Origin of the sequence: Delftia sp. K82, assembly GCF_002193035.1 — a bacterium.
Classification (GTDB): Bacteria; Pseudomonadota; Gammaproteobacteria; order Burkholderiales; family Burkholderiaceae_C; genus Comamonas; species Comamonas acidovorans.
The window spans coordinates 3405517-3429652 of sequence record NZ_MYFL01000001.1 but is presented as its reverse complement, the minus strand read 5'-3'; the positions used below and the strand labels follow the sequence as shown (position 1 = coordinate 3429652).

Below are 24136 nucleotides of genomic sequence, written 5' to 3'. Positions count from 1 at the left end.
GCATGCAGAGCATTTCTGCCCTGTCGTCCGTTGCGATAACGGGAGAGCTCCGGCAGCAGGCCGCGAGTTCCGCCGTGAAAAACCTGTTCCTGGTCATGCAGGGGTCCTACGGTTCGCTGTTTCTGAGCAAATTCGCCACAGGCGTTCTGGATGATGGCGGGCGAGATCTCGGGGTCCGCGCGGCCATGCGTGTCTGGAGCGCAGCGCTGGCGAAATACGACTCCAGTGTGATTGAAACTGCCGTGGCCCGACTGCCTGCGGCCCATCCGGATTTCCCGCCGCACCTGCCTCAGTTTGAAGCGCTGTGCCGTGCCGCCACCCCCCGCAGCACACATGCCGAGTTGCAGGGGTGGGCTCGTCTGCCAGCACCTGGTGCTTCGCCTGTCCGTGTGCAACTGGTGCCTGTAGGCGATGGCAAGGACTGGGCGCGCCGCATCCTGGCCCGAACCCGGGCCGGTGACCAGACCATCACCCGCGCAGTGCTTCGCAATGCCATGCAGGCCCTGAGCATGGATGGGTGGCCGCGATGACTGTCCAGACTTGTCCGAATGCCCTCCACAGCCTATCTCCGTCGTCCTGACGTCACTGCCTGCTGCGCTGTGGCACCAATCGCCCCCTGCCGTGCCCAGAGCCGCCCCGTTTCCCAGCCTTCCATTGAAAGGGTAGAACCTTGAATTCCACGCTTTTTCGCAACAACGTATTCCAGTGGCCTGAACGGCGCGGCCCGGTGTGCGCCATCCATGCCGGATCGGCTCGTTGGTTGCCACATCTGAGCCTGGCTGAAGCCCGTGCAGGAAAGGTCTGAACGTATGGGAGACGAAGCGATCAACTGGCTGGCGGGGCAACTGCAAGGCCGAAAGGATGGCAGGCCCAGGAATCACAACCCTCGCCCTGCCGGAGTCGTGCGCCCAGGCAGTGGTACGGACGCATTGTTGCGCCATCTGCAGCAAATGCCGGACCGCTGGTTCTTCCATTGCGAACTGGTGCTGGCGCTAGGGCGTTCAAAAGGAGAGATCGATTGGGCGCTGCAGTACCTGACGGGGCGGGGCCTGGTCCAAGCCAGGCTCACCGAATTGCCCGGGCGCAAGCCTGTTCTGCGCTACCGACTGATCTGCGACCGTCGCGAGGTGCCGGCGAATTCTTCGGGCCTGCCTGATGGCGCGTCCCAAGCCTGACAGGTTCGCAGGCATGAAAACGCTAATCTCCAACACCGTCCTTTCCGGGGGGGAGCAAGTCTCCTCCTCCCGTCAGCACAGCAGCACGCAGGAGCGGCATCGTTGCTTTGCACGGGAGTACGTTGCATCGGGTTTCAATGCCACGCGGGCGGCAGTCGCCGCAGGCTACAGTCCATCCTCTGCGGCATCTCAGGGCGCCAGGCTGCTGAAGGATCCACGGGTGCAGGACTATGTCAGGGAGTGCAGCCAGCGCGTCGCGGAGCACGCCGAGGTTCGGGCCGAGGAAGTGGTGCGCCGGCTCCATGAAATGCTGATGGCCGATCCGCGCGATCTGGTCGAGGTTCACGTATCGTGCTGCCGGCATTGCTACGGAGCCGCCCATGACTACCAGTACACGCTGTCCGAGTACAACTCCAAGCGTGAAAAGTGGATTGATGCCGGCAAGCAATTTCAGGACTTTCCCGAGCTCGGCGGGGTGGGCTACGAGGCCCACCGTCCCCCCCTGGCGGAGTGTCCTGAGTGTTTTGGCGCCGGCCTGCCACGCACGGTCGTCAAGGACACGCGCGGCCTTGGGCGGGGTGCGCTGGCGCTGTTCGGTGGCGCAAAGGAAGGCAAGTACGGCACGGAGATCAGCCTCCGCAGCCAGTTGGATGTGATAGAGAAACTGATGCGCTATCACGGCCTGTACCAGCGGGACACCGCTCAGAAAAGCATGGGCATGGGGCACTTCGAAGTGCATTTCATTGAGCCACCCCGGCGCAGTGACGATCCTCGCGAGGAGCGTGCATGAGCACCATGTCTGATGAATTGCCGATGCTCGCGCTCGACAGCCTGCCTTCGGGCGAGCCTCCTGATTTTGCAGCCGACTATGAGGTCGAGCGCTCGCGCGTCACCGTCGAGTTCCCGCTCAAGCTCAGGCCGCTCTTCGAGCCGCGGCGGTTCAAGGTCATGTACGGTGGCCGCGGAGGCGCGAAGTCGTGGTCCGTGGCCATGGCCTTGCTGGTGCTGGGCAGCAACCGCCCCTTGCGCATCCTTTGTGCGCGCGAGGTGCAGAAGTCCATGCGCGAGTCCGTGCATCGCCTGTTGCAGGACCAGATCGAGGCCCTGGGGTTGGGGGCGTTCTACGAGGTGCTGGGTACGGAAATCCGCGGAGCCAACGGAACACTGATCCTGTTCGCAGGCCTGCAGGCCCATACGGTGAACTCCATCAAGTCGTTCGAGGCCATCGATATCGTCTGGGTGGAGGAGGCGCAGGGCGTCAGCGCGGGCAGTTGGGAGGTGCTGGTGCCCACCATTCGGCGTCCAGGATCCGAGATCTGGCTGACGCTCAATCCTGGCCTGGCCAGTGACCCAACCTATGACCGCTTCATCACCCATGCGGATGGTGATACTTGGCTCTGCGAAATCAACTGGCGCGACAACCCATGGTTTCCCGATGTGCTGGACAAGGAACGGGGACGCCATTTCAAGCGTGATCCAGACAGCTATTGGAACATCTGGGAGGGCCGTCCCAGACGCAGTCTGGCTGGTGCCATCTACGCCAAGGAGGTAGAGCGCCTGCACAACGACGGCCGCGTTTGCCCCGTCCCCTGCAATCCCAGGTTGCCCGTGCATACTGTCTGGGACCTGGGATGGGCCGACGACATGGCGATCGCTTTCGTGCAGCGCACGGCCGTGGACTTTCGGATCATTCATTTCATGCAAGGCCACCAGAAGACCTTGGAGTGGTACGTGCAGGAGATGGAAAAACTCCCCTATCTATGGGGCACAGACTTCCTCCCGCACGATGGCGCGCATGGAGATTTCAAGACCGGGCAGACTTCGCAGCAGATCCTGCAGGATATGGGCCGAGAGGTCGAGGTGCTCGAGCGATTCGGGCTGGAGGCCGGCATACGGATGGCGCGTGGCATCTTTGCCCAGGCCTATGTCGATGCCGGCAGGTGCGCCCAATTGCTGGATTGCCTGAGCCGGTATCGACGCCAGGTAGACCCCCGAACCCAGGAGCCTGGCGCGCCGCTGCATGACGACGCCAGCCACGGCGCAGATGTGTGGCGCTATCTGGCCATGGCCCTGCCGCGCATGGATAACGCGACCCAGGGCGCGATGAGGAATCGGCGGCGCGGAGGCGGCATGGCGCGTTGAGACCGTGCCAAGCCTGCCATTGTCATGGCATGCCTGCATGCATCGATCTTCGCAAGTCCCACCTCCACCGCCGGCACGGCGACCTGCTGGCCATCTACACCTGGATCAATGGAGAGAGGGCCCTGGTCCTGATCCCCAGTCTGCGTCCCAAAGCGCCCTGGTATGTGGTGATGGAGAGCGCCGCCTATCTCTATGACCATCCGTCTTACCTTGCACGCATGTGCGTGAAGGCTTGCGAGGTTTTGGGTATTGAACCCAGCCGGGCCAACTGGGTGCGGGTGGCCTCCATCATCAATGAAGGGTTGCCTGATCTGGTGGCCATGCCCAGCGAGCCGACATGGGAGCGCCGGGGCCGCGAGTTCGGTCACCTGGTGATCAAGATGGAAGGCAAGGAAATTGCAGCGCAGGCTTTGACCGTTCCTGATGTGGGGGCCGAATATGTCCCTGCTTGAACCCCGCTTCAACCGCCGAGCAGGCGTGGGCGAGCACGTCCTGAACGATGAGCCGCCGGCTTTCGATGTGGTGGACACAGCGCCCCAGCATCCGCTGGACCAGGCCGAGGCCCGCAATACGCTGCGAAAGCTCCTGAGCTGGTACTACCGCGAACGCGAGATCCAGGCCGAGAACCGCCTGCAGATGTCCATCGACGCCGACTACTACGACGGCGACCAATGGGATCCTGCCGACGCAGCCACGCTGGAGGGGCGCGGCCAGGTGCCCCTGGTATTCAACGAGGTGGCCGTGATGTGCGACTGGCTGATTGGTACGGAGCGGCGCGCGCGCGTGGACTGGAGCGTGCTGCCACGCACCGAGGAAGGCGTGCAGATGGCTGACATCAAGACCAAGGTGCTCAAGTACGTGTCCGATGTGAATCGCACGGGCTTCAACCGCAGCCGGGCTTTTGAAGACACCATCAAGGTGGGGGTCGGCTGGCTGGACGACGGGGTACGGAACGACCCAACCAAGGACATCATCTACTCCAAGTACGAAGACTGGCGCAACGTGCTCTGGGACTCCATGGCAATGGAAAACGATCTGAGCGACGCGCGCTATATCTTCCGCACCCGTTGGGTGGACGAGGATGTGGCCATCACCATGTATCCAGCTCGCCGCGACGTGCTGCAGCGTGAAGTGGAGCAGGGACAGGAGCACAGCGCGCAGCAGTGGGCTGAGGACGCATTCCATTACCAGGGCCATTCCTCCAGTCAGCATTCGCGGGGTGGCCTGGCCAGTGGTTATGGCGATGCCGATGACGAGCAGCGCCGCCGCGTGCGGTTGATCGAGTGCCAGTTCCGCATGCCGGCCTCGGTTCGCGTCGTGACCGAAGGGCCGTTCAAGGGCGCGTTCGTTGAACCCTGGGACCAGGCTTTGATGCAAGCCATCGGTCAGGCTGGCGGGGCCATCGTGGACCGGGTGGTCATGCGCATGCACGTGGCCGTATTCACCGAAGGCCATCTGCTTGCGCTGGGGCCCATGCCCATGCGGCACAACAGCTTCAGCCTCACGCCCATCTGGTGCTATCGCCGCGGCCGCGATCGCATGCCCTATGGCGTGGTGCGGCGTGTACGCGATCTGCAAATGGACCTGAACAAGCGGGCCAGCAAAGCATTGTTCCTGTTGTCCACCAACCAGATATTCGCCGAGAAGGGCGCCTTCGACGATATCAACGAGGCGCGCGAGGAAATCAATCAGCCCGATGGGGTCGTGATCTATCGCGCCGGACGGAAATTCGAGGTGCACCGCGACAGCGAGATGGCCTCCGGCCAGATGCAGATGATGAACCTGGATACCCAGGCGATACAGAAGTCCGCCGGCATCGGCAGCGAGAACCTGGGCCGGCAGACGAATGCCAGCTCCGGCATTGCGATCAAGGCGCGCCAGATGCAAGGATCGGTCGTGACCACACAGCCATTCGACAATCACCGGCTGGCTGTGCAGATCCAGGGCGAGAAGCAACTGAGCCTGATCGAGCAGTGGTACACGGAGGAAAAGGTCATTCGTCTGTCAGGCCACAAAGGGCGTCTCGACTGGGTACGCATCAACCTGCCCGAGCTGCAGCCGGATGGCAGCGTGCGCTACCTCAACGACATCACAGCAAGCCTGGCTGATTTCATTGTGTCCGAGCAGGACTATGCGGGCACGTTGCGCCAGGTCATGTTCGAGTCGCTTTCACAGATGGCCGGCCGCATGCCGCCCGAGGCTGCGTTGCGCCTGTTGACCATCGCCATGGACTACTCCGACCTGCCCAATAGGGAGCAGATCGCAGATGAGATGCGCAAGCTGACCGGTGAGCGCGACCCCGCCAAACCTCTTACACCCGAAGAGCAGCAACAGATGCAGCAGCAGATGCAGGCCCAGGCCGAGGCCCTGCAAATGCAGCAGGAGGGCGCGCGCCAGGCGCTTGCCGAGCAGGTGGCCAAGGTCCGTGAAGTCAATGCCCGTGCCGAGAAGCTGGAGGCCGAGGCCGAGCACATGCGCGCCAGCGGCGGGGACCAGGCTCTGGCCTTGCGCATGGCGGGTGCGGCCGCCTCAGTGCGGCGCGATGCGGATGTCGAGCTGGACAACATGCGCCAGCAACTTGCCAAGGCCAATGCAGACCTCGCCAACAAGACGCTGCAGATCCGGGCAGACGAGGACGTGCGCCTGCAGGTGGCGTGCATCGAGGCCGATTCGCGCGAGCGCGTGGCGCAAATCCAGGCCTTGAGCCGCCAGCATCTCGATTCGATGTCGGGTCGCCTCGCCCAGTTTGAACAACAAGGAGTGATGGATGGGCAATGACGTCACGCAGGCCGCGCTCGAAGCTGCGGCCAACGCAACAAACGCTGGGGCGGCGGCGGCCATGAGCAGCAAGGTCGGCTGGAGCGGACTCGGACTGGGTGGCTTTGGCTGGCTCTTGACCTCCGAAGCCGGTGTCGCTATCGGCATAGTGGTGGGTGTCGCAGGCTTTTCGGTCAGCTGGTACTACCGCCGCAAGGAATTTCAACTGAAGTTGGCGGAAGAGGCTCGTGATCAGGCCGAGCACGAATTGCGCATGAGCCTCATGCGCCGCAGCGGTACGCGCAATGCCCCAGACGAGGAGGGTGGGCAATGAAGCAAGATCGATGGACCGCCGCCTTGCCTGGGCGAACTGCCGGGCCATGGGTGCATGCCCAGGGGAATGCATGATGGCTGAGCAGACTTCCAAGGTGCCGGCATGGCTGGCAGGCCGGCTGGCCGCGCTGGTGTTGCTGGCCGGGTTGGGCAGTGGAGGGGCAATCGTGGCCCGGCACATTGACGGCCCGGCACTCAACGATCCCTATGTGCAGGCCGTTGCGGCAGATACCCAAACCTCGCCCGGCGTGAAGGTTGCGATGGTACTGGGCTCGTTCTACGAGAGCAGCGGGCGCCATGTGGGAATGCCCTATGTCGACAAGCTGGGCAAGGGCCAGCCACTGACTGTCTGCAATGGCGTCACTGGAGAGGGGGTCACGGCGGGCCGCTGGTACAGCTCCTCAGACTGCTATGCACTGGAACTTGGCCGCTACCTGATTGCAGAGCGCCATGCACGGCAAATGCTTGTGGACTGGGCGGCGTATGACCCATTCGTGCAAGGGCAATTCATCGACTTCGTGCACAACAAGGGGGTGGGTAGCCTGGCTTCCAGCACGCTGCTGCGCAAAGCCAACGCCGGTGATCTGGCAGGGGCCTGCAACGAGAACCCTCGCTGGAACAGGGGCACGGTCAAGGGCGTTTCCACCGTGCTGCCGGGGCTGCAACTGCGAGGCGATGCGAATGGCGAAATCTGCCGAGAGTGGAGGGTCATGCCTTGAGCTCCCGCTTCTTCGTCCAGTCCATGGCTGCAGGACTGGCCTTCATCCTCGGTGCAGGTTGCGCGTGGTGGACTCAGGATCAACGCTACGGAGTGCGCCTGGAGCAACTGAGGCAACAGGCTGTCAGCGACGAACTGTCCCGTGTGCGCCAGGCCGCGCAGGACATGGCTGCTTTTTCCAAGGGACTTGACGATGCACTTGCCACATTCCAACGTACCCAGCAGCGCAATGCGCTGGTCCAGCAGGATCTTGAGCGCAGCCTGCGCGACATGCACATTGCTGCTGCAGGCTTGCGCGGTGACTTCGCCGGTTTGCCAGAACGTATCAGCGCAGCTACCCGGCCCTCTCTTGCCCAGTACGCCAGCACCTGCACAGCCTTACTCGAAAGTCTGGCAGAGCGAGGTACAAGAATGGCACAGCGCGGTGCAGACATCGCGCGAGCGGCTGATGGCCATGCCGCTGACGTCCGATTGATGGGTGATGCCTGGCCCCGTGCCAAGCCTGCCAATCTCCCTTGAGCACGCACATCAGGAACTGCCAACCATGACCAATCAAGACGACCAACTGCGCCTTCTGTCCGAAGCCGAGCGCGCCACGTTGCAGGAAGACGACTATGACCCCAGCGAGGACAATGCGGCAGCACTTGCTGCGTTGGGCCGTGGCAGTCTCGATGGGAGCCCCGAAGATGAGCCAATGGGGCAAGCCGATGGCCGTGACAGTGATGACGCGCCAGCATCCACGCTGAAAGCCGGGGCGGAAGCGTCAACGAGCCATTCGCCCGAAACAGACCACAATGCCGAACGCCACGGCGCCGGGGGATCCTCTAAGCCGTTGCCATCTGGCTACAGGGTGGATCTGCCCTTGGATTACCAGGACCAGGTCTGGGCCAACAAATCTGCCATGGCCGAAGTCCGCCGCAGGTTCAACGACGGTGATCTGGACCACTCGGAAATGGAGGCTGAACTGGACAGGCTGCAAGATGAGCGTGACCAGCTACGCGATGTGAAAACGCGTGCCACTGTCTCTGCGGAAATGCGCCAGCAGTCTGAAATGGATGCATGGACCCACTCCATCCACACGTTCCTGGATGACGCTGCAAAAATGCCTGAACTGGGTCGCGTGAATTACCACGCGGACTTGGAAAAACAGGCTGACCTGGACGCTTTCGTCAAGGCACTTGGGGCAGCTCCCGCCAACCAGCACAGGCCTTTTCGCTGGTTTCTGGAGGAAGCGCACAGGCGTGTTCTGGCCCTGCATGGGATCCCCACCACCAAAAAGTCCGTGGACATGCGACGCCGGGCAGATCCGTCCGACATAGTCACCAACCTGGCCGACGTGCCCGGCGGCGCAGGCGATGCCGACCCCGCGGGCGACGAGTTCGCCGAGCTGGACAAGCTCACCGGCCTGGACTACGAGCGCGCGCTGGGCCGCCTGTCCGAAGAAAAGCGTGCGCAGTTCCTGCGCTCGGTGTGAAGGGCCCCATGGCACAGGCTGCAGCATCGACGCCCGGCGTGCGCCGCATCTTCATCGAGTTGCGCACGGGGGATGTGCTGGAGGTGGGCGGCGTTCGCATCCAGCTGGAGTACAAGAAGGGGCAGGCCGCGCGCATGGTGATCGCGGCGGAGCCCGAGACCTGCGTGCGAAAGATCGCAGCTGCCTCGCGGCCCGTACCAAGCCTGCCATCTTGAGGGCTGAACCATTTTTCAACCGGGGCGCTGGAGTGCTCGCTACCACACAGGAGCACTCCTATGGGCAAAACAGTGGTGGGCGTGAACAGCCCCCGCGCGGTCAAGCGCTTTTCCGGCGACCTGGCTCTCGATGTCTCTCAAGCCTCGTACTTCGGCAAGCGCTTCGCGGCCGTGGGCCAGGGCGCCAAGACGCCAATCCAACTGCTGACGGATCTGGAATCCGAGGCGGGTGACCTGGTCAGCTATGACCTGCTGGCCGAGCTGCGCATGGCGCCCGTCGAGGGCGACGATGTGCTGGAGGGCAAGGAAGAAGGGCAGCGTTTCTACACCGATGAGCTGTACATCGACCAGGCGCGTGGCGGCGTCAACACGGGTGGCCGTATGTCGCGCAAGCGCACGCTGCACGATCTGCGCATGCGCGCCAAGCAGCAGCAGGCCAACTGGTGGGGCCGCTTCCAGGACGAGCTGACCTTCACCTACCTGTCGGGCTCGCGCGGCGTCAATGCCAACTTCATCCTGCCGTTGGGCTACCAGGGCCGTGCCAAGAACCCGCTGACGGCGCCTACGCCCAACCAGCACCTGTTCGGCGGCGATGCCACGGCGGTGGCCAACCTGGATGCCACCGACAAGATGTCGCTGGCTGTGGTGGACCGTGCCCGCGTGCGCGCAGACAGCCAAGGCGGCGGCGCCACCAACATCCCCGTCATGCAGCCCTGCGTGGTCGATGGCGAGGAAGTGTTCGTCATGGTCATGCACACCTTCCAGGAAGACGACCTGCGCAAGGAAACCGGCACGGGCGGCTGGCTGGAACTGCAAAAGGCTGCAGCCGCTGCGGTGGGCTTCAAGTCGCCGCTGTTCAAGAGCGCGCTGGGCATGTACCGCAACGTGGTGCTGCACTCGCACCGCAACGTGATTCGCCACAACACCCACGGTGCCACGGGCGACCTGGAAACGGCGCGCGCGCTGTTCATGGGTGCGCAGGCCGGCGTGATGGCGTTCGGCTCGCCGGGCACGGGCATGCGCTACGGCTGGCATGAGGAAACCCGCGACAACGGCAACCAGGTCGTGATCACCACGTCGTCCATCTTCGGCGTCAAGAAGTCGGTCTTCGAGATCGAGGGCGAGAAGCAGGACCACGGCGTCTACGGCATCGACACGGCCGCTGCTTCGCGCTGATCCCCACCGAACGAAAGGAGTCATTCATGGCTTTCAAGCAACTCAGTGCCGTGGCCGCAGGCCATCAGGCCCCCATCACCCCCGGCGGCTCCGAGCTGGTGCGCTCGCGCTTCGGCCAGCCCCTGGCAGTGGCAGACCACGCAGTGGGTACCCGTGGCGTCATCGGCATCCTGCCCGCCGGCATGCTGCCCGTGTCGCTGTACATCCGCGTGCCTGCTGCCCTGGGCGCGGGCTTCAAGGCCTCCATTGGCCTGGCGGATGCGGCTGGCGACATCAGCACAGCGGCCGACGACGGCGGCGGCGCCTGGGTGACGGACAACGATGTGGGTGCAGCCGGTGGTTACGCGCACCTCGTGCCAGCGGCCTTCGCCAAACTCGCAACCAAGGATGAAGACCGACGCATCATCCTCAAGGTTTCGGGCGCAGGCACGGCTGCCGGCCTGTTCACGCTGGACCTGATCTACACGAACGCCTGACAGCGCGCTCATGTGTGCGCCCCCGCAAGGGGCTTTCCCCGGTGGCATCGGCCGCCGGGGCTTTTTGAACCCCGGAGAACCATCACCATGAAGCTGTTCACTTCGCTGCCCGCACGCAAGGACGGAACCCTGATCGTGCGCATCAAGGGCGCCATCTATGTTTTCGAGGGCAAGCCGCTGGCCTGCGACGTCGAGAACGAGGCCCATGCCGAGCATCTGCGCGCCGGCAACTTCCAGACCGAGGAGGAGTTCGAGGCCGAGCAGAAATTCCAGCGCCTGGCCGCCGAGCGCGAAGCCCGCCGCGCGACCCTGGACGGCAAGGCCCCGTCCTCGCGCGGCACCTTCTCGCCAGGCATGGGCTCTGGCGATGATGACAACCTGGACGGCGGCACAGGTATGCCCCAGGAGTCCGACTCCACTCCCACCGGCCGTGTGCGCAAGGCCTCGCGCGCTTCCAACGTGACCGGCTGATCGCACCATGGCCAGCTGGGAGAACTGGATGCCTGAGCTGGTACTGGCTGCCCCCAAGGCGCCGGTACCGCTCATTCACCTGGCGTTGAACCGCGCCGCGCGCACCTTTCTCAAGGCAACGCGCGCCTGGCAGGAATGGCTGGAGCCCACGGACGTGACTGGCGAGGCCTTCGCCGAATACACCTTCGAGCTGCCCCAGGGCGCAGAGCTGCTGCGCTTGGAGCGCGCCACGCTGGCTGGGCGCCCGCTGGAGGTGGCGAAGGCGCGCGACCTTCCGGCCGATCCCTGGCAGCACGAGTTGCGCGGCCGGGCCTACCTGGTCACGACCAACCTGCGCGAGTTCACGGTGCGCACCAGCAGTGCCGGCCGCCTGCAGGTCTACGCCTCGCTGATGCCGTCCCTGCGCGGCAACAGCGTGCCCGACGAGGTGGCCTCGCTCTACCATGAGGCGATCCGCGAGGGCGCCAAGGCCGAGCTGCTGGCCACCGAGGGCACGGACTACTACAAGCCCGACCAGGCCGGCGTGGCCCTGGCGTTCTTCCAGCGCGCCATGGATGACGCCACGGCCGACGTGTGGCGCTCCAATACCAGCCGCGGCTCGCGCGGGAGGGCATCATGGCTTTGACCGTGGCCCAGCTGCTGGACGATGCAGCGCGCGACCTGCAGGACAAGGGGCACATTCGCTGGACCCGCGCGGATCTGCTGGACTGGTTCAACGCGGCGCAGCGCGCCTTTGCCGAGCAGCGGCCCGACCAGATGGTCCAGCCGCGCGACCTTGTGCTGGCCGCCGGGTGGCGGCAGGAGCTGCCGGCCGACGTGCTCACGCTGATCGACATCACCAACAACGCCAACGCCACGCAGCGGCGCATCACCAAGACCGACCTGTGGGTGCTGGACGCCGTGGCCGGCGCCTGGCGCTCGGGCTCCCCGGGCCGCGAGGTGCAGCACTACATGCACAACCTGGGCACGCCGCAGGAATTCCTGGTCTATCCGCCCGTGGTCGCCGGCACCAAGGTGCGCGCCATGGTGGGTGTCGCGGCTGTGGACCTGGCCGACGAGAATGGCACGCCCTCGGTTCCCGAGCGCTGGATGGACGCCGTGCGGCACTTCGTGCTGTTCCGGGCCTGGTCCATCGACGCCGAGTTCGGCGGCAACGCGACCATCGCGGCGGCGCACCGTGCCCTCTACAACGAGGCGCTGGGCATTCAGGCCCAGGCTGCGGCCACCACGGCCGTGGCCCAGAAGTGAACCAAGCCTGCCATCCTGGCGGGCATCTTCAATCGGGGCGCTGGAGTGCTCGAAGCCATAGGAGCCATCATGGCTGGTTTCAGCACATCCCTCGCCAACGCGATCATCAGCGCCACGCTGCGCAAGCAGGCCTTCCCGGCCATCCGCAACACCTTCTTCGCCCTGTTCACGGCGGACCCCACCGACGCCTTCACCGCCGGCACCGAGGTGGCAGCACCGTGGTACCAGCGCGTGGCCACGGGCGCCTTTGCCGCGCCCAACAACGGCGCCACCTACAACGCCGTGCGTGCGGAGTTTCCGCCCGTCACGGGCGCCCAGGTCACGGTCACGCACATCGGAATCATGGAAGGTGACTCGGCCACCGATGGCACGGCCACGCTCATGTATTCCGAGCCGCTGCCCACGCCGCGCACGCTGCAGATCAATGACGTGTTCCTGGTAGACAGTCAGGCACTGACGGGCGACTTCACGCTGCAGCTGCTGTAAGCCATGAACAGGGGAGCACTCAATGGCTTCGCGCTGAACGGGCGGGCCTCCGATCCCGTGGTGCGCATCCGCGTGGACGCCAAGGGCTATGCCCGTGTGCGTGCTGGCGGGAGAGTGCTCGCCTATGCCGTGGTCCACTCGGCACCAGCTGCTGCGCTCACCGGCCCGCTGGGCCGCGTGCACGCCAAGCTCTCGGCCGATTCCCTGGCGCGTGCAGCTGTCGATGGCGTGCTGGGCCGGGTCCATGTGCGCAGCCTGCTGGCAGCCACGGGCCGCGCCATCGTCAAGGTCACGCTGCCGCCCGTGCGCGGGCGTGTGGCAGTCCAGGCCCGGGCCAGCGCCACGGTCACGGCCCATGTGCAGGCCCGCGTTGGCGTGGACGCGACCGCGCGTGCCAACTTCAAGCCCCAGGCGCGTTTGCTGCGCCGTGGCCCTGTGCAATCCACGCCCACGGCGCGCGGCTCTGCCGATGGCCACATCTACGTGCGCCGCTGGCTGCGTTCGCCTGTGGACGGCAAGGGCCAGGCCTTTGTTATCACGCAGGGGCGGGTCGAGGCGCGCCTGGCCGCGCTGGTCCAGGCCAAAGCTGCCATCACAGCCCGTGGGCAGCGTCTGGTGCGCGCGCCGTTGCAGGCCCAGGGCGTGGCCTTCATCGACATCGATCCGGCTGTCCACAAGCGCCTGCCCTTCGATGAGCAGGCGCCTGAATCCCGAACCTTCCTCGTGCCCGCAGGAATGACCACCTTCTACGTCACAGACCAGGGGCAAAGCATGTTCCGCACTTCCCCCATGCAGCCTGCAGACACGCAGGACTACGACATCGAGTTCGCCGACTGGTTTCCGCCCGGCGACGAGATTGTTTCCGTCGAACTCAAGGTGCAGCCGGCCATGCCGATGCCGCCGTCCTTTGCCTTCGTGGGCCAGCGCGTGAAGGTCTGGATCTACGCGGGCGGCCTGAGCGGCCAGAAGTACCAGATCAGCGTGGCCGCAACGACCAACGACGGCCGCACGAAAGAGGTGGAGCTGATCGTGCCCATCAAGGAAAAATAGAAATGCCGCAGCTGTTCCTGAACAACTTCCAAACCCAGTTCATTGCCGACGTGCGCGCGGCGCCGCAGACAGGTGCCCCGGCCAGCGAGCTGGACTACGGCGTGCTGCGCGTGTCCGATGGCGCGGCCGGCGCGCTGCTGAATCCGCCCGCCGGCGGCTGGTACGTGCTGACAGCCTACAAGCGCAACGGCTCGCTCGAAACCGATTACGAGATCCTGCGCGTCACCGCCGTGGACAACTCGGTGATTGGCGAATGCCGCCTGACGGTGCTGCGCGGCCAGGAAGGCACGGCGCCCCGTGCCTACAACTCGGGCGACCTGCTGGAGATGCGCATGACGGCCGGGGGTATGCGCGAGTTGGTGCAGACCACGGATGAGCGCATGTCGAATCCGCGTGCACCGACCGGCGCGGCCGGCGGCGTGCTAGCCGGTCAGTACCCGAACCCCACGTTTGCCCAACCCATGGCCACGGCGGCGGATCTGCAGGGCAAGGTGGACAAGGTGCCCGGTAAGGGCCTGAGCGCCAACGATTTCACCGACGAGGCTGCGGCAAAGCTCGGCGGTGTGGCGACGGGTGCCACCAAGAACGCCACGGATGCACAGCTGCGCGACCGCAGTACGCACACAGGGACGCAGGCGATAGAAACTGTTGCCGGTCTGCAGGTGGCCCTGGATGCTGCAAGGCAGTTCAGCAATCTCGCCGGCAAACCCACCACGGGGGCCGGCTACGGGATCACGGATGTGTTGACCAGCAAACCCATCTTGTTGGCCGCAGGCACAGATTTGAATTTGTTGCCTGATGAGAACAGGATCTATGACGGGTTCAATTTCAAGAACAGCCCGTGGGGTCCGGATATGTGGTGCTACGTGGAAACGAGGGCGCACACATCGCCTAACTACCAGTATCAGATTACCCGTCTACTGACAGAAGAAAGCCCGATTATGGAGCGCCGAAAAATGGGTGTTCTTGGGTTTGGGTCGTGGAGAATCCAGAGCGCATTTTCTGTGCAGCCAATATCCGCAGGAGGGACAGGGGCTGCAAGCGCAGTAGCTGCAAGGCAGAATCTATCCGTTCGGCAATACTCCCCTGTCGGCATGACGTTCTATGTTCGCGCTGATGGAAATGACAATAATACGGGTCTGGAGGATTCGGCTGCAGGAGCATTCAGAACCATTACTCGGGCTGTAAATTATGCGAGCCTAATTGATCGATCTACAGTTTGGACAATTATTAAGATTGGTCCGGGAAATTTTGCCGGGGTATCCATTGGAGCCTACTCGGGATTCAGCGGGAACATGACCTTTGAAGGGGCAGGTGCGGGAGTTACGAACGTGGAGGCGGTGGCTGGTGTATCCGCATTTTCGTTGGTCGCGTGCCGTGTCACGATCAAGAATTTGTCCCTTGTGGCTGCGCAAGGAAGCAGCAACACCTACCTTGTGGTCGCTGATCACAATTGCTTGCTTGATCTGTTTGATGTGACGTTTGGCGGTAACGGAGTGGTTCCCTATGTACTGCTTTATTCTGCAAATGGCGGGAATATCATTCTGGGGAATATCACAATCAATGGCACTTTTGGCTATGGCTTGTATGCCACCTACTATGGAAGAATATATGTAGCAAGTCAGAGAACAAATTTTGTGAATGCTGCTTGTCAGAACTATTTTATCAACGTTCTCACTAATTCAGCTGTGGCATGGGCTAATACGACTGTGACAGGGTCACTCGCAGGCTCAGGCGGTAAATATTACGCAATCGGTAATTCCACAATTAGCACGGGTGGTGCGGGTGCCAGTGCAATTCCTGGAGTAAATCCTGGTAGCTTGGTTTCGGGAGGACAATTGACATGAAAAACTCAATCTATCGACTGTCCCATGACAAACTGGTGCTTCGCAGCAATGTGGATGGCACTATTTCTACCATTGCGCTCACTGATACACCCGAGTTCCCCAACAGGAACCCGGACTACCTGGCCTACCTGGCCTGGTGCGCGGCAGGCAACGTGCCTGCGCCTGCGGACCCGCTGCCAGTACCCGTGCCCCAGGCCATCACCCGAGCCCAGGGCAAAGCGGCGCTGATCCAGGCGGGTCTGTGGCCGCAGGTGCAGGCCTTCATGGCCGGCATCGAAGATCCCAACGAGCAGCTGCTGGCCGAGGTCGCTTTGAACGACACCGTGACCTGGGAGCGCAGCAGCCCGTTCCTCGCGCGTGTCGCCGTGGCGCTGGGCCTGAGCGAGCAGCAGCTCGATGAGCTGTTCATCGCGGCGGCGGCCGTGGTGCTGTAGCGGCCTGTCCGAGCTGGTGCCAAGCCTGACACGGTAGCGGGCCATGACCACCTACAAGCTGTCCGCATTCCCGGGCGAGGCGCCCAGCGTGTCCGACCGCGCGCTGGGCGCGAACTTCGCCCGGGAGCACTTCAATCTCTTCCTGCCCAGCGCCGAGTTCTGGCCGCTGGCCACCGACCGGCGCCACTCGGCATGCCTGGCCGGCACCCGCACGCTGCACCGCTTCGCGCGAGATGCCAGCGGAGCCGTGGTGCAGAACCCGGCCGCACCCATCCGCTCCTGGGCGCAGGAACTGTCCCTCGTCAAGGGCCAGATCAACGACGAGGCCACCGAGCGCACCTACCAGACCACCAACGACGGCAGCGCGGCGCCGCGTGCGCTGGACGTGCGCGGCAACGACCGGCTGCTGGGCGTGGTGCGCCCGGTCAAGCCAACGGTCACCCTGCAGGTGGTGGACGAGTTCACGACCGAGGAGGCCAAGACCTGGCTGTATGGCGACTTCGCCGAGCTGGTGCGCGCGGACCTGCTGGCCACGGTGATCCAGCACGAGGGCCACCAGGAGGCGATCCGCTGGGATGCCAATGGCAAGGCCTATGCCGGCGCCACATCCAACTACGGGCTGTCCCTGTCTACCGCCGTAGGGGCCGGCGCCTGGGCCGGGAATCTCTATGCCGTGGTCTCGGCCGCCCGCGCCAAGGCCTGCGAGATGGACACCACGCGGCTCGGAGCCATCAGCACGGGCAGCGGCTGGGCCGTGCCGGTGGCGGCCATGCCCTACAGCTATCCCTTCCGCAGGCCCGCGCTGCTGGAGGCGCTGCAGCAGCATGAGTTTCCGGACACGGCCGGCGAGCGCTCCGGTGAAACCGTGCTCACGGCCGACCAGGCCGCCAAGCTGGCCGACCTGGTGGAGGAGGCCGTGGCCCCCGGCACCAAGTGCGCCAACTGGCGCAGCGAGCTGGACAAGCTGGTGAAGGAGTTCGCCGACCTGGGCCTGGCCAAGGCCTGGGCCACGCCCGGCGCTGCGCCCGTGAAGCCCAGCGAGCCCAAGGCCGCGCAGTACTACTTCGACTCCGACAACAACGCCATCGAGCATGCCGACTGGGTGCAGTACCGGCGCGACCTGGAGGCCTACTACAAGGCCCTGGACACCTACACGGAAGGCAAGACCGCTGCCACCTCGCAGGCGGCCAGCCTGAATGCCCGCATGGTGGAGATCCAGCAGCGCTGCGCCACCCTGGTGTCTAGCATCCAGACCCAGCTGGCCAGCCAGTACATCGCCGCCACGGGCGACACGGCCGTGATCGGCACCTGGCTGGACCAGTTGGGCGGCGTGGCCGACCTGGCGGGCAAGACTGTGGAGCGCGTGGTGGACTCGCGCTTTTACGTCGTGGCCTTTGTGACCGACTGGGGCGAGGAGTCCGAGCCGTCGCCCATCTCCGAGATGCTGGAGGTGGACCAGAACGACACCGTGACCATCCAGCGGCCCCAGGCCATGACGGGCGAGCAGCATGCCGCGCGCCACGTCGTGAAGTGGCGCATCTACCGCAGCAACGCCTCGGCCGCAGCGGCGGCCTGGCAACTGGTGCAGGAGCTGCAGATCTCCGTGGCCAGCTTCCTCGATGACAAGAAGGGCGAGGAGCTGGACAGCCTGCAGCCGCAGTTCACCTGGGCCGCGCCGCCCTACCGCATGGACAGCCAGTACGAGGGCGACAACAAGCCCAGCGTGGGCGCCAATCCCTACCTGCGCGGGCTCACTGGCATGCCCAACGGCATCATGGCCGGCTTCATCGACAACACCGTGGCGTTCTGCGAGCCCTACGTGCCCTACGCCTGGCCCGTGGACTACCAGGTCACGACCGAATGGCCCATCGTGGGCATGGCCGTGTTCGACCAGACGCTGTTCGTGGGCACGGCCGGCAATCCGTACTTCGTGACGGGCGCGCACTCGGCGCAGATGTCGGCCATCAAGCTGGACAGCAACCAGTCCTGCAGCGCACGCCGCTCCATCGTGCCCGCGCAGGGCGGCGTGCTCTATGCCTCTGCTGATGGCCTGTGCCTGGCCAGCCCGGGCGGCGTGCAGGTGGTGACGCGGCAGCTGATCGCACGCCAGGACTGGCAGCGCATGCAGCCGGCCACCATGTTCGCGGCCGAGCACGAGGGCGTGTATTACCTGTTCTACGCCGGGGCCGGCGGCGGCTGCCTGGCGTTCAGCGCGCAAGACGGGGCCAAGCTGGGCCATACCGACCTGGGCGGCGCGACAGTGACGGCGGTTTGGGTGGACCGCTTCAACGACCTCATGTACGTGGCGCGCGGCCAGGACATCCTGGAATGCTTCACGGGCGATGCCCTGCGCACGGCGCGCTGGCGCACAGGCCTGGCCACCCAGGGCCAGCAGCTGCCGCTGGCCTGGGCCAAGGTCTACGGCCTGCAGGACGCCCAGCACCCGATCACGCTGCGCCTGTGGGGCGACGGCCAGCTGCAGCACACGGCCCAGTTCACCGACCTGCAGCCGCAGCGCCTGCCGCCCGGGCGCTGGCTGGAGCACCAGGTGGAGATCGAGGGCGCGGCCCGCGTCACCAGCGTGGTGCTGTGCTCGACCACAGAGGAGCTGCGCAGCGTATGACCAACCGCAAGAAGATCGACACGGGCGCGGCCCGCCTGCCGGCCCTGGCCCGGGTCAACGTCCAGGACAAGGCCCTGTCCAACTGGATGCAGGCCGTGACCGAGCACCTGGAGGTGCGGGCCGGCGGCCGGGGCAACGAGTTCGAGCGCGGCGTGACCCTGCGCGAGCTGGTGGCCCTGCAGGGCTCGGTGCAGGGCGTCACCCAACTGCTGGCCACGGACAAGACACCGGGTGAGGGCGAGATCGTCATCGACCTGGGCGGCGGGCTGTCGGCCACCGTGGCCGTGGAGCGCTTCGCCCAATCCATCATCGAATCGCGCCTGTTCAAGAGCCTGGCCAAGACCCTGGACGACCCCAGCCGCTTCGACCACCTGGCGCAGGAGATCCGCGACGAGCTGCTGCGCTCCATCGCCGACGAGGCCGCCAAGCGCGGCGCCGAGGTGCGCGAGCTGCAGACCGTGGTGCAGAGCAACGAGCGCAGCCTGGCCATGGCCGTGCGCGAGGTCACTGCCAGCCTGCGCAACGCCAGCGCAGGCCTGCGCGCCACGCAGGCGGCGTTCGCGGACGGCCAGCGGGCCATGGCCACCAACGTGCTGCAGCTGCAGGCCTCCCTGGGCAACTACTACCAGGACGGCAAACCGGGCCGCGCCATGCTGGAGCAGGAGATGACGGTGCTGGCGGGCTACAGCGAAGGCCTGCGCGCGCAGTACACGCTCAAGGTGCAGGCCGGCGGGGCCCTGGCCGGCTACGGCATCGCGGCCGAGGAGGTCAACGGCAAGACATCCAGTGCCTTCATCATCATGGCGGACAAGTTCGCCATCGTCTCCCCCAGCTACAACGCCGGCCAGATGAGCACGCCCCGGCCCGAAGACGTGGTGTTCGGCGTCGATGGCGACGGCATCTACCTGCAGCGCAACGTCTATCTCAAGGGCAACATGCGCATCGACGGCCTGGGCAAGAAGCTCGTGGACGGCCTGCGCGGCTCGGTGCTGCTGTCGGCCAGCGGCAGCTTCTGGAGCGATGCCACCGCGCGCCAGGCCGTCTGGCAGGCCCTGGGCAACAGCGGCAGCGCGCCCAACACCAACCACCTGATCGTGGGCGATGCCGTGACCATCACCAACGGGTCCAGCTTCACCCAGACCCGGCATTGGATGGGCGCGGCCTGGGTGATCCCCGCCGCCGTGCTCAACGGCGACCTGCTGGTGGACGGCACAGTGGCGGCCCGCAAGGTGGACACGCGCGGCCTCACCGTGCGCGACAACGCGGGCAACGTCATCCTGGACGCGAACGGCCTGGATGCGCAATGGCTGCGCAATCTCAAGGCCGCCCAGGTCAACGGCCTGGGGCCACTGGCCACCAAGGACAAGGCCCGCATCGGCGACACCGTGGCGTTTCCGGACGGCACGACGATGAACACCAGCGACTTCATCAACCGGCTGCAGCGCATCACGTCCAACAACATCGGTGTGTTCATGGACACGGCGGCCATCGGCACGGCCTACATCGGCCAGGCGGCCATTGGCACGCTGCAGATCGCGGGCGGCTCGGTCACGTCCATGGCCAGCGGCGCAGGCGGCATGACCACGATCTACGGCGATAGAGAGGTTGAGCTGTGTTCGGCCTGGGTGAACAACGCCGCTGGCGGCTCCGGCGTGGTGGTCATCGCCCTGGTCAATGCCATGCCCGTGAACAGCAACGGCAGCCTGAGCCTCACCATTTACCGGGGCGAGATCGGCCTGCAGTACACCGGCACGTCGATGCCCAACGGCTACCGGACTTCGGCGCACAACAGCTGCTTCGACAGCAGCCCGCCGTCCGGCTGGACCTCATACCGGCTCATGGCGCGGGCCGGCCCCGGGGAGACAGTCACGGTCTTTCTGTCCAACATCATCGCCACAGGAGGGCGCCGATGATCCACTTCATCCAGATCGACGGCGCCGGCTGCATCCTGCGCTCGGGCAGCGCGCCGTGCCGTCACCTCAAGGATCTGCCCGGGGCGAATGGAAGCTTTCGCCGCGTGCCGCATCCCGTGCCGGACCCGAATGCCTTCTATTGGGACGGTGGCCTGGTGGCCGTGCCGGCGGCGCCCAGCGCGTTCCACCGCTTCGACCTGGCCAGCCGGGGCTGGGTCATCGACCTGGGGCAGGCTTGGTCCGCCGTGCGTGCGGAGCGGGACAGGCGCCTGGCCGCGTGCGACTGGGTGACGCTGCGCGCTCAGGAGACGGGCGAGCCCGTGCCGGCGCCTTGGCTGGCCTACCGGCAGGCCCTGCGTGACATCAGTGACCAGCCGGACCCGCTCACCATCGTGTGGCCCACGCCGCCGGCCTGATGCGTGCCAAGCCTGCCACTCTGGCCGGCATGCTGGACTACGACACCCCCGCCATCTACACCTTCCTGCGCATGCGTATCCCTGGCCTGTTGAGCACCGAGGGCGCAGTGGGCATCGGCTGGAAGCGCGGCGGGGTGCTGGTGGCCGGGGCCGTCTTCGAGCAGCACAACGGCCGCACCGTGTGGGCGCATGTCGCCATCGACGCGCCGCTATCACGCCGCTTCCTGCGCGCGTTTCTTGACTACCCGTTCGCTGTGTGCGCGGTCGATGCGCTGCGCGGCTACGTGCTCGCTTCCAACACCAGGCTGCGTGCACTGGCCCGCCGGCTGGGCGCCGTGGAGGAAGCGGTGCTGGCAGGCGCTGCGCGCGACGGCGGCGATGTGGTGGTCTGCACCCTTTGGAGAGGAAACCTGAAACATGACACGCTGGCACAGCACTGAATTTGATTTCCTGCCCGAGCAGGCATTCCGACCTCGGCCCGGGGGCGGCATGACGTTGGAGGGTGGCGGCGCCTCGACCCCAGCACCCGATCCGCGGCTGGTGGAAGCGCAGGTGAAGAACCTGGGCATCCAGGACGACATGATCCAGCAGATCATCGGCAACGCGAACGACATGGCGCCGCTGCAGAAGGAGCAAACGCAGTTCGCGCTCGACACCTCGCGCACGGCCTGGGAGCAGTCTCAGGCCGACCGCGACTATGCGCTGGGGCGCCGCGACAAGCTGACGGGCCTGCAGGACACGATGGTGGAGGACGCGCGGACCTTCGACACGGAGGGCAAGCGCGAGGAGCTGGCGAGCCAGGCGGCTGCCGATGTCTCCAACGCCTACGAAAGCGCCAAGCGCACACAGGGCGCGGAAATGGCCCGCATGGGCGTCAACCCCGCCGATAGCAAGTACGGCGCCGGGTCCAATGCCTTGGTTGCCAGCGAGGCACTGGCCACTGCCGCCGGAAAGAACTCGGCCCGAACCGCTGCACGCGCGGAATGGCGGGCGCTGACGGATCGGGCCTCGAATGCGCTGGCCGGCTATCCCGCCATGGGCATGCAGACGACGGCTGCCACGGCCGGCTACGGCGCCTCGGGCCAGAACATCGCCAACACCGGCCTGGCCGGCCTGAACTCCGGCTACGGGCAGGCGGCGGGCATGGCGGGGAACGCCGGCAACAGCGCGGCCAACATGTGGGGCCAGCAGTCCAACGCCTACCAGCAGGCGCAGGCCACCAGTGGCGCCGGAACGGGCGCCATCGTGGGCGCGGGACTCGGTGCAGCCGCTCTCATCATATGAACTTGCAAAAAATCCAAAGCGTCGCTGAATCCACGCAGTCAGAACTGTTGGCGGCTTTCGCCGATGGCCGGAGAACGGCACTTCAGTTTTCGGGCGGCAAGGACTCCTTGGCATGCCTGTATCTGCTGCGTCCTTCCATCCTGCGGGGCATGCCGGTCTACTGGCTGCACACCGGCGACACCATCCCTGAGACGGTCGCCGTGGTTGAACAGGTTCGCTCCTGGATACCCGATTTCCGCGAGGTGCGATCTGATGTGATGTCCTGGAGAGCAATCCATGGGATGCCCAGCGACGTGACGACAGCGCAGACCAGCTGGATAGGGCGGCAATACGGCATGAGCCATACCTCCCTGGTGGGGCGGATGGACTGTTGTGCAGCCAATCTGATGATGCCCATGCATCAACGCATGATTGCCGATGGCATTGAAGTGGTAGTGCGTGGAACGAAAGTGGCCGATACAGGGGTCGTGCCGGCGCACGGTAAGACAGATTGTTATGACGTGGTTTTGCCGCTCTTGCACTGGAGTCACGCTGAGGTGTTTGCGTATCTGGATTTAGTGGATGCACCACGCAACCCAGTCTATGAAAATTTCCGATCCATAAGTGCCCCCGAGTGCCTGAATTGCACTGCTTGGTGGGATGACGGCAAGGGCGCCTATCTGAAACAGAGACACCCCGGAAAAATCGAGCAATACCGAGTGAGTCTGCAGACCATCCGTGCCGAACTGGCGCGACGAATGCAGGAGTTGGACAGTGAATTAGAGGAGTGTGGGTCATGAGCTTGGGTAATGGGTTTGGCGCCGGTTTGGGCCAAGGAATGCAATTCGTCAGAGGTATTGCTGATGCGTATCGCACTGGTCAGCAAATGAACGATGCGCGCGACCAGGCGGCGCAGAAAGAGGCGTTGAAGGGTATTGCCAGTGCCACAGCCGTGGAGTCCACGGGCTACACCGCCGACCAGGGCAAGGAGCTGGAAGGCCTGGCCGCCAACGGCTACAAGATCGACTTTGACGGCGCGCAGAAGGCCTATGTCGCGCGCAACGATGCGGGCGACACCAAGACCATCGCCATGCAGGGGGTGACCGACTTCATGGGCGAGCGCTCGGCGGGGTCGATGAGCCGCGAGCAGCAGGACAGCACGCGCATGCTGGCCATGGCCGACGTGATCGGCCGCACGGACCCTGAGCGCAGCCTGCAGATGCGCCAACAGCTCACGCTGGGGGCGCACGATGTCAAACGCCAGGCTAGAGAGATGAAGCAATGGCAGCAGGATGACGAAGTGGGGCGCATCGAGGGCGAGCAACGAAAGCAGTTCCAGGCATCGTTGATTGACCAGAGCGGCAAGTCACGCGAAGCGACGATGGACGACCACCTTGCCCATAGTCAGCGCCGTATAGCGGCGCTGACACAGGCTGGGCATCTCAAGGCTGCGGACCAGGCTACCCAGGATTTGATGGCGCAGTCGCACATCAAAATCCAGATGGATACAAAAACGCGTCAGGAGGCATCTGACAAAGCCGCTGCTGGCCTGGCGGTGGGCGACTATGCCCCGCTGATGGAGCTCTACAACCGCTATGTTCCCAGTGGCTACAAAATTTCCGGCATCGAGGCGGGACAGGGAGGGGCTTTGCAGATCAAGCGCACGGACCTGAATGGCCGGGAGGCGGCGCCAGTCACTCTTAAGGACAGTGGCGAGGCTCTTGGACTTCTCAAGTCCATGGCCAGCCCGGCGGCACTGTACCAGTATTCCCAGGGCGAGTTCCAACGCAGCTTGCGTCCGAGCCGAGAAACCGTCCCGAGCGGCTTGCCGTATGGCGCCTCCAGGTAGCGCAGCACTGATCCTGGGATGCAGCCACCAAGGCCCGCTTCAGCGGGCCTTGCCGTTTCAGGAGCCCGGG

Annotated in this window: 27 protein-coding genes; all 27 read left to right on the top strand. The window is 64.9% G+C overall.

Annotated features, from left to right (window positions below; all coding sequences use genetic code 11):
- Nucleotides 1–2: 2 nt before the first annotated feature.
- The 27 genes from KDK82_RS15125 to KDK82_RS14995 all read left to right on the top strand — a co-directional run bounded on the left by KDK82_RS15125 (nt 3) and on the right by KDK82_RS14995 (nt 24066).
- Nucleotides 3–530 (top strand): hypothetical protein, encoded by a 528-nt coding sequence (locus KDK82_RS15125; RefSeq protein ID WP_088165350.1) that lies wholly within the window; start codon nt 3–5, stop codon nt 528–530.
- Between the two features lie 279 nt (nt 531–809).
- A complete protein-coding gene (locus tag KDK82_RS15120; RefSeq protein ID WP_034391692.1) occupies nt 810–1175 on the top strand; it encodes a hypothetical protein in 366 nt (121 codons plus the stop codon).
- Nucleotides 1176–1188: 13 nt separating this feature from the next.
- Entirely contained in the window at nt 1189–1965 is a 777-nt protein-coding gene (locus KDK82_RS15115) for a terminase small subunit (protein ID WP_088165543.1), read from the top strand.
- Nucleotides 1962–3317, top strand: a complete 1356-nt coding sequence (locus tag KDK82_RS15110; protein WP_088165349.1) for a PBSX family phage terminase large subunit — start codon at nt 1962–1964, stop codon at nt 3315–3317. The genes KDK82_RS15115 and KDK82_RS15110 overlap by 4 nt, the downstream gene beginning before the upstream one ends.
- Before the next feature lie 29 nt (nt 3318–3346).
- Nucleotides 3347–3769: a hypothetical protein gene (locus KDK82_RS15105; protein ID WP_034391694.1), complete on the top strand. Its 423-nt coding sequence runs from the start codon at nt 3347–3349 to the stop codon at nt 3767–3769.
- Entirely contained in the window at nt 3756–6095 is a 2340-nt protein-coding gene (locus KDK82_RS15100; protein WP_088165348.1) for a hypothetical protein, read from the top strand. Before KDK82_RS15105 ends, KDK82_RS15100 begins: the two co-directional genes overlap by 14 nt.
- Complete coding sequence (locus KDK82_RS15095) at nt 6085–6408, top strand: holin (RefSeq protein WP_051940599.1); 324 nt, start codon at nt 6085–6087, stop codon at nt 6406–6408. Before KDK82_RS15100 ends, KDK82_RS15095 begins: the two co-directional genes overlap by 11 nt.
- 73 nt (nt 6409–6481) lie before the next feature.
- Nucleotides 6482–7126, top strand: a complete 645-nt coding sequence (locus tag KDK82_RS15090) for a lysozyme (protein WP_237736647.1) — start codon at nt 6482–6484, stop codon at nt 7124–7126.
- Nucleotides 7123–7644, top strand: coding sequence for a hypothetical protein (locus KDK82_RS15085; RefSeq protein ID WP_080736826.1), 522 nt, complete (start codon nt 7123–7125; stop codon nt 7642–7644). Before KDK82_RS15090 ends, KDK82_RS15085 begins: the two co-directional genes overlap by 4 nt.
- A gap of 25 nt (nt 7645–7669) precedes the next feature.
- Complete coding sequence (locus KDK82_RS15080; RefSeq protein WP_034391700.1) at nt 7670–8599, top strand: hypothetical protein; 930 nt, start codon at nt 7670–7672, stop codon at nt 8597–8599.
- A gap of 8 nt (nt 8600–8607) precedes the next feature.
- Complete coding sequence (locus tag KDK82_RS15075; RefSeq protein ID WP_013803293.1) at nt 8608–8814, top strand: hypothetical protein; 207 nt, start codon at nt 8608–8610, stop codon at nt 8812–8814.
- 60 nt (nt 8815–8874) lie between these two features.
- Nucleotides 8875–9990, top strand: a complete 1116-nt coding sequence (locus KDK82_RS15070; RefSeq protein ID WP_013803292.1) for a N4-gp56 family major capsid protein — start codon at nt 8875–8877, stop codon at nt 9988–9990.
- A gap of 26 nt (nt 9991–10016) precedes the next feature.
- Nucleotides 10017–10466 carry a hypothetical protein gene (locus tag KDK82_RS15065; RefSeq protein ID WP_013803291.1) on the top strand — a complete coding sequence of 150 codons (450 nt, stop codon included), beginning with the start codon at nt 10017–10019 and terminating at the stop codon, nt 10464–10466.
- An 87-nt stretch (nt 10467–10553) separates the two neighbouring features.
- Nucleotides 10554–10937 carry a hypothetical protein gene (locus KDK82_RS15060; protein WP_088165346.1) on the top strand — a complete coding sequence of 128 codons (384 nt, stop codon included), beginning with the start codon at nt 10554–10556 and terminating at the stop codon, nt 10935–10937.
- Between the two features lie 28 nt (nt 10938–10965).
- A complete protein-coding gene (locus KDK82_RS15055; protein ID WP_179217910.1) occupies nt 10966–11562 on the top strand; it encodes a hypothetical protein in 597 nt (198 codons plus the stop codon).
- On the top strand, nt 11553–12185 hold the full coding sequence (locus tag KDK82_RS15050; protein WP_063326671.1) for a DUF6682 family protein: 633 nt from the start codon (nt 11553–11555) through the stop codon (nt 12183–12185). The genes KDK82_RS15055 and KDK82_RS15050 overlap by 10 nt, the downstream gene beginning before the upstream one ends.
- A 69-nt stretch (nt 12186–12254) precedes the next feature.
- Nucleotides 12255–12671 (top strand): hypothetical protein, encoded by a 417-nt coding sequence (locus KDK82_RS15045; protein ID WP_013803287.1) that lies wholly within the window; start codon nt 12255–12257, stop codon nt 12669–12671.
- A 3-nt stretch (nt 12672–12674) separates the two neighbouring features.
- The gene (locus KDK82_RS15040; RefSeq protein WP_088165344.1) at nt 12675–13721 is read left to right on the top strand and encodes a hypothetical protein; all 1047 of its coding nucleotides are present in this window, start codon (nt 12675–12677) and stop codon (nt 13719–13721) included.
- Nucleotides 13722–13723: 2 nt separating this feature from the next.
- Nucleotides 13724–15568, top strand: a complete 1845-nt coding sequence (locus KDK82_RS15035) for a hypothetical protein (protein WP_088165343.1) — start codon at nt 13724–13726, stop codon at nt 15566–15568.
- A complete protein-coding gene (locus tag KDK82_RS15030; protein ID WP_088165342.1) occupies nt 15565–16002 on the top strand; it encodes a hypothetical protein in 438 nt (145 codons plus the stop codon). Before KDK82_RS15035 ends, KDK82_RS15030 begins: the two co-directional genes overlap by 4 nt.
- Nucleotides 16003–16045: 43 nt before the next feature.
- The gene (locus KDK82_RS15025; RefSeq protein ID WP_088165341.1) at nt 16046–18625 is read left to right on the top strand and encodes a hypothetical protein; all 2580 of its coding nucleotides are present in this window, start codon (nt 16046–16048) and stop codon (nt 18623–18625) included.
- Nucleotides 18622–20538, top strand: coding sequence for a DUF1983 domain-containing protein (locus KDK82_RS15020; RefSeq protein WP_088165340.1), 1917 nt, complete (start codon nt 18622–18624; stop codon nt 20536–20538). Before KDK82_RS15025 ends, KDK82_RS15020 begins: the two co-directional genes overlap by 4 nt.
- Entirely contained in the window at nt 20535–20954 is a 420-nt protein-coding gene (locus tag KDK82_RS15015) for a tail fiber assembly protein (protein WP_088165339.1), read from the top strand. The genes KDK82_RS15020 and KDK82_RS15015 overlap by 4 nt, the downstream gene beginning before the upstream one ends.
- Nucleotides 20954–21394, top strand: coding sequence for a GNAT family N-acetyltransferase (locus KDK82_RS15010; protein WP_179217909.1), 441 nt, complete (start codon nt 20954–20956; stop codon nt 21392–21394). The genes KDK82_RS15015 and KDK82_RS15010 overlap by 1 nt, the downstream gene beginning before the upstream one ends.
- Nucleotides 21372–22238 carry a hypothetical protein gene (locus KDK82_RS15005; RefSeq protein ID WP_088165337.1) on the top strand — a complete coding sequence of 289 codons (867 nt, stop codon included), beginning with the start codon at nt 21372–21374 and terminating at the stop codon, nt 22236–22238. The genes KDK82_RS15010 and KDK82_RS15005 overlap by 23 nt, the downstream gene beginning before the upstream one ends.
- Nucleotides 22235–23017, top strand: coding sequence for a phosphoadenosine phosphosulfate reductase family protein (locus tag KDK82_RS15000; protein WP_088165336.1), 783 nt, complete (start codon nt 22235–22237; stop codon nt 23015–23017). Before KDK82_RS15005 ends, KDK82_RS15000 begins: the two co-directional genes overlap by 4 nt.
- Nucleotides 23014–24066, top strand: coding sequence for a hypothetical protein (locus tag KDK82_RS14995; RefSeq protein ID WP_143343469.1), 1053 nt, complete (start codon nt 23014–23016; stop codon nt 24064–24066). Before KDK82_RS15000 ends, KDK82_RS14995 begins: the two co-directional genes overlap by 4 nt.
- Nucleotides 24067–24136 lie beyond the last annotated feature (70 nt).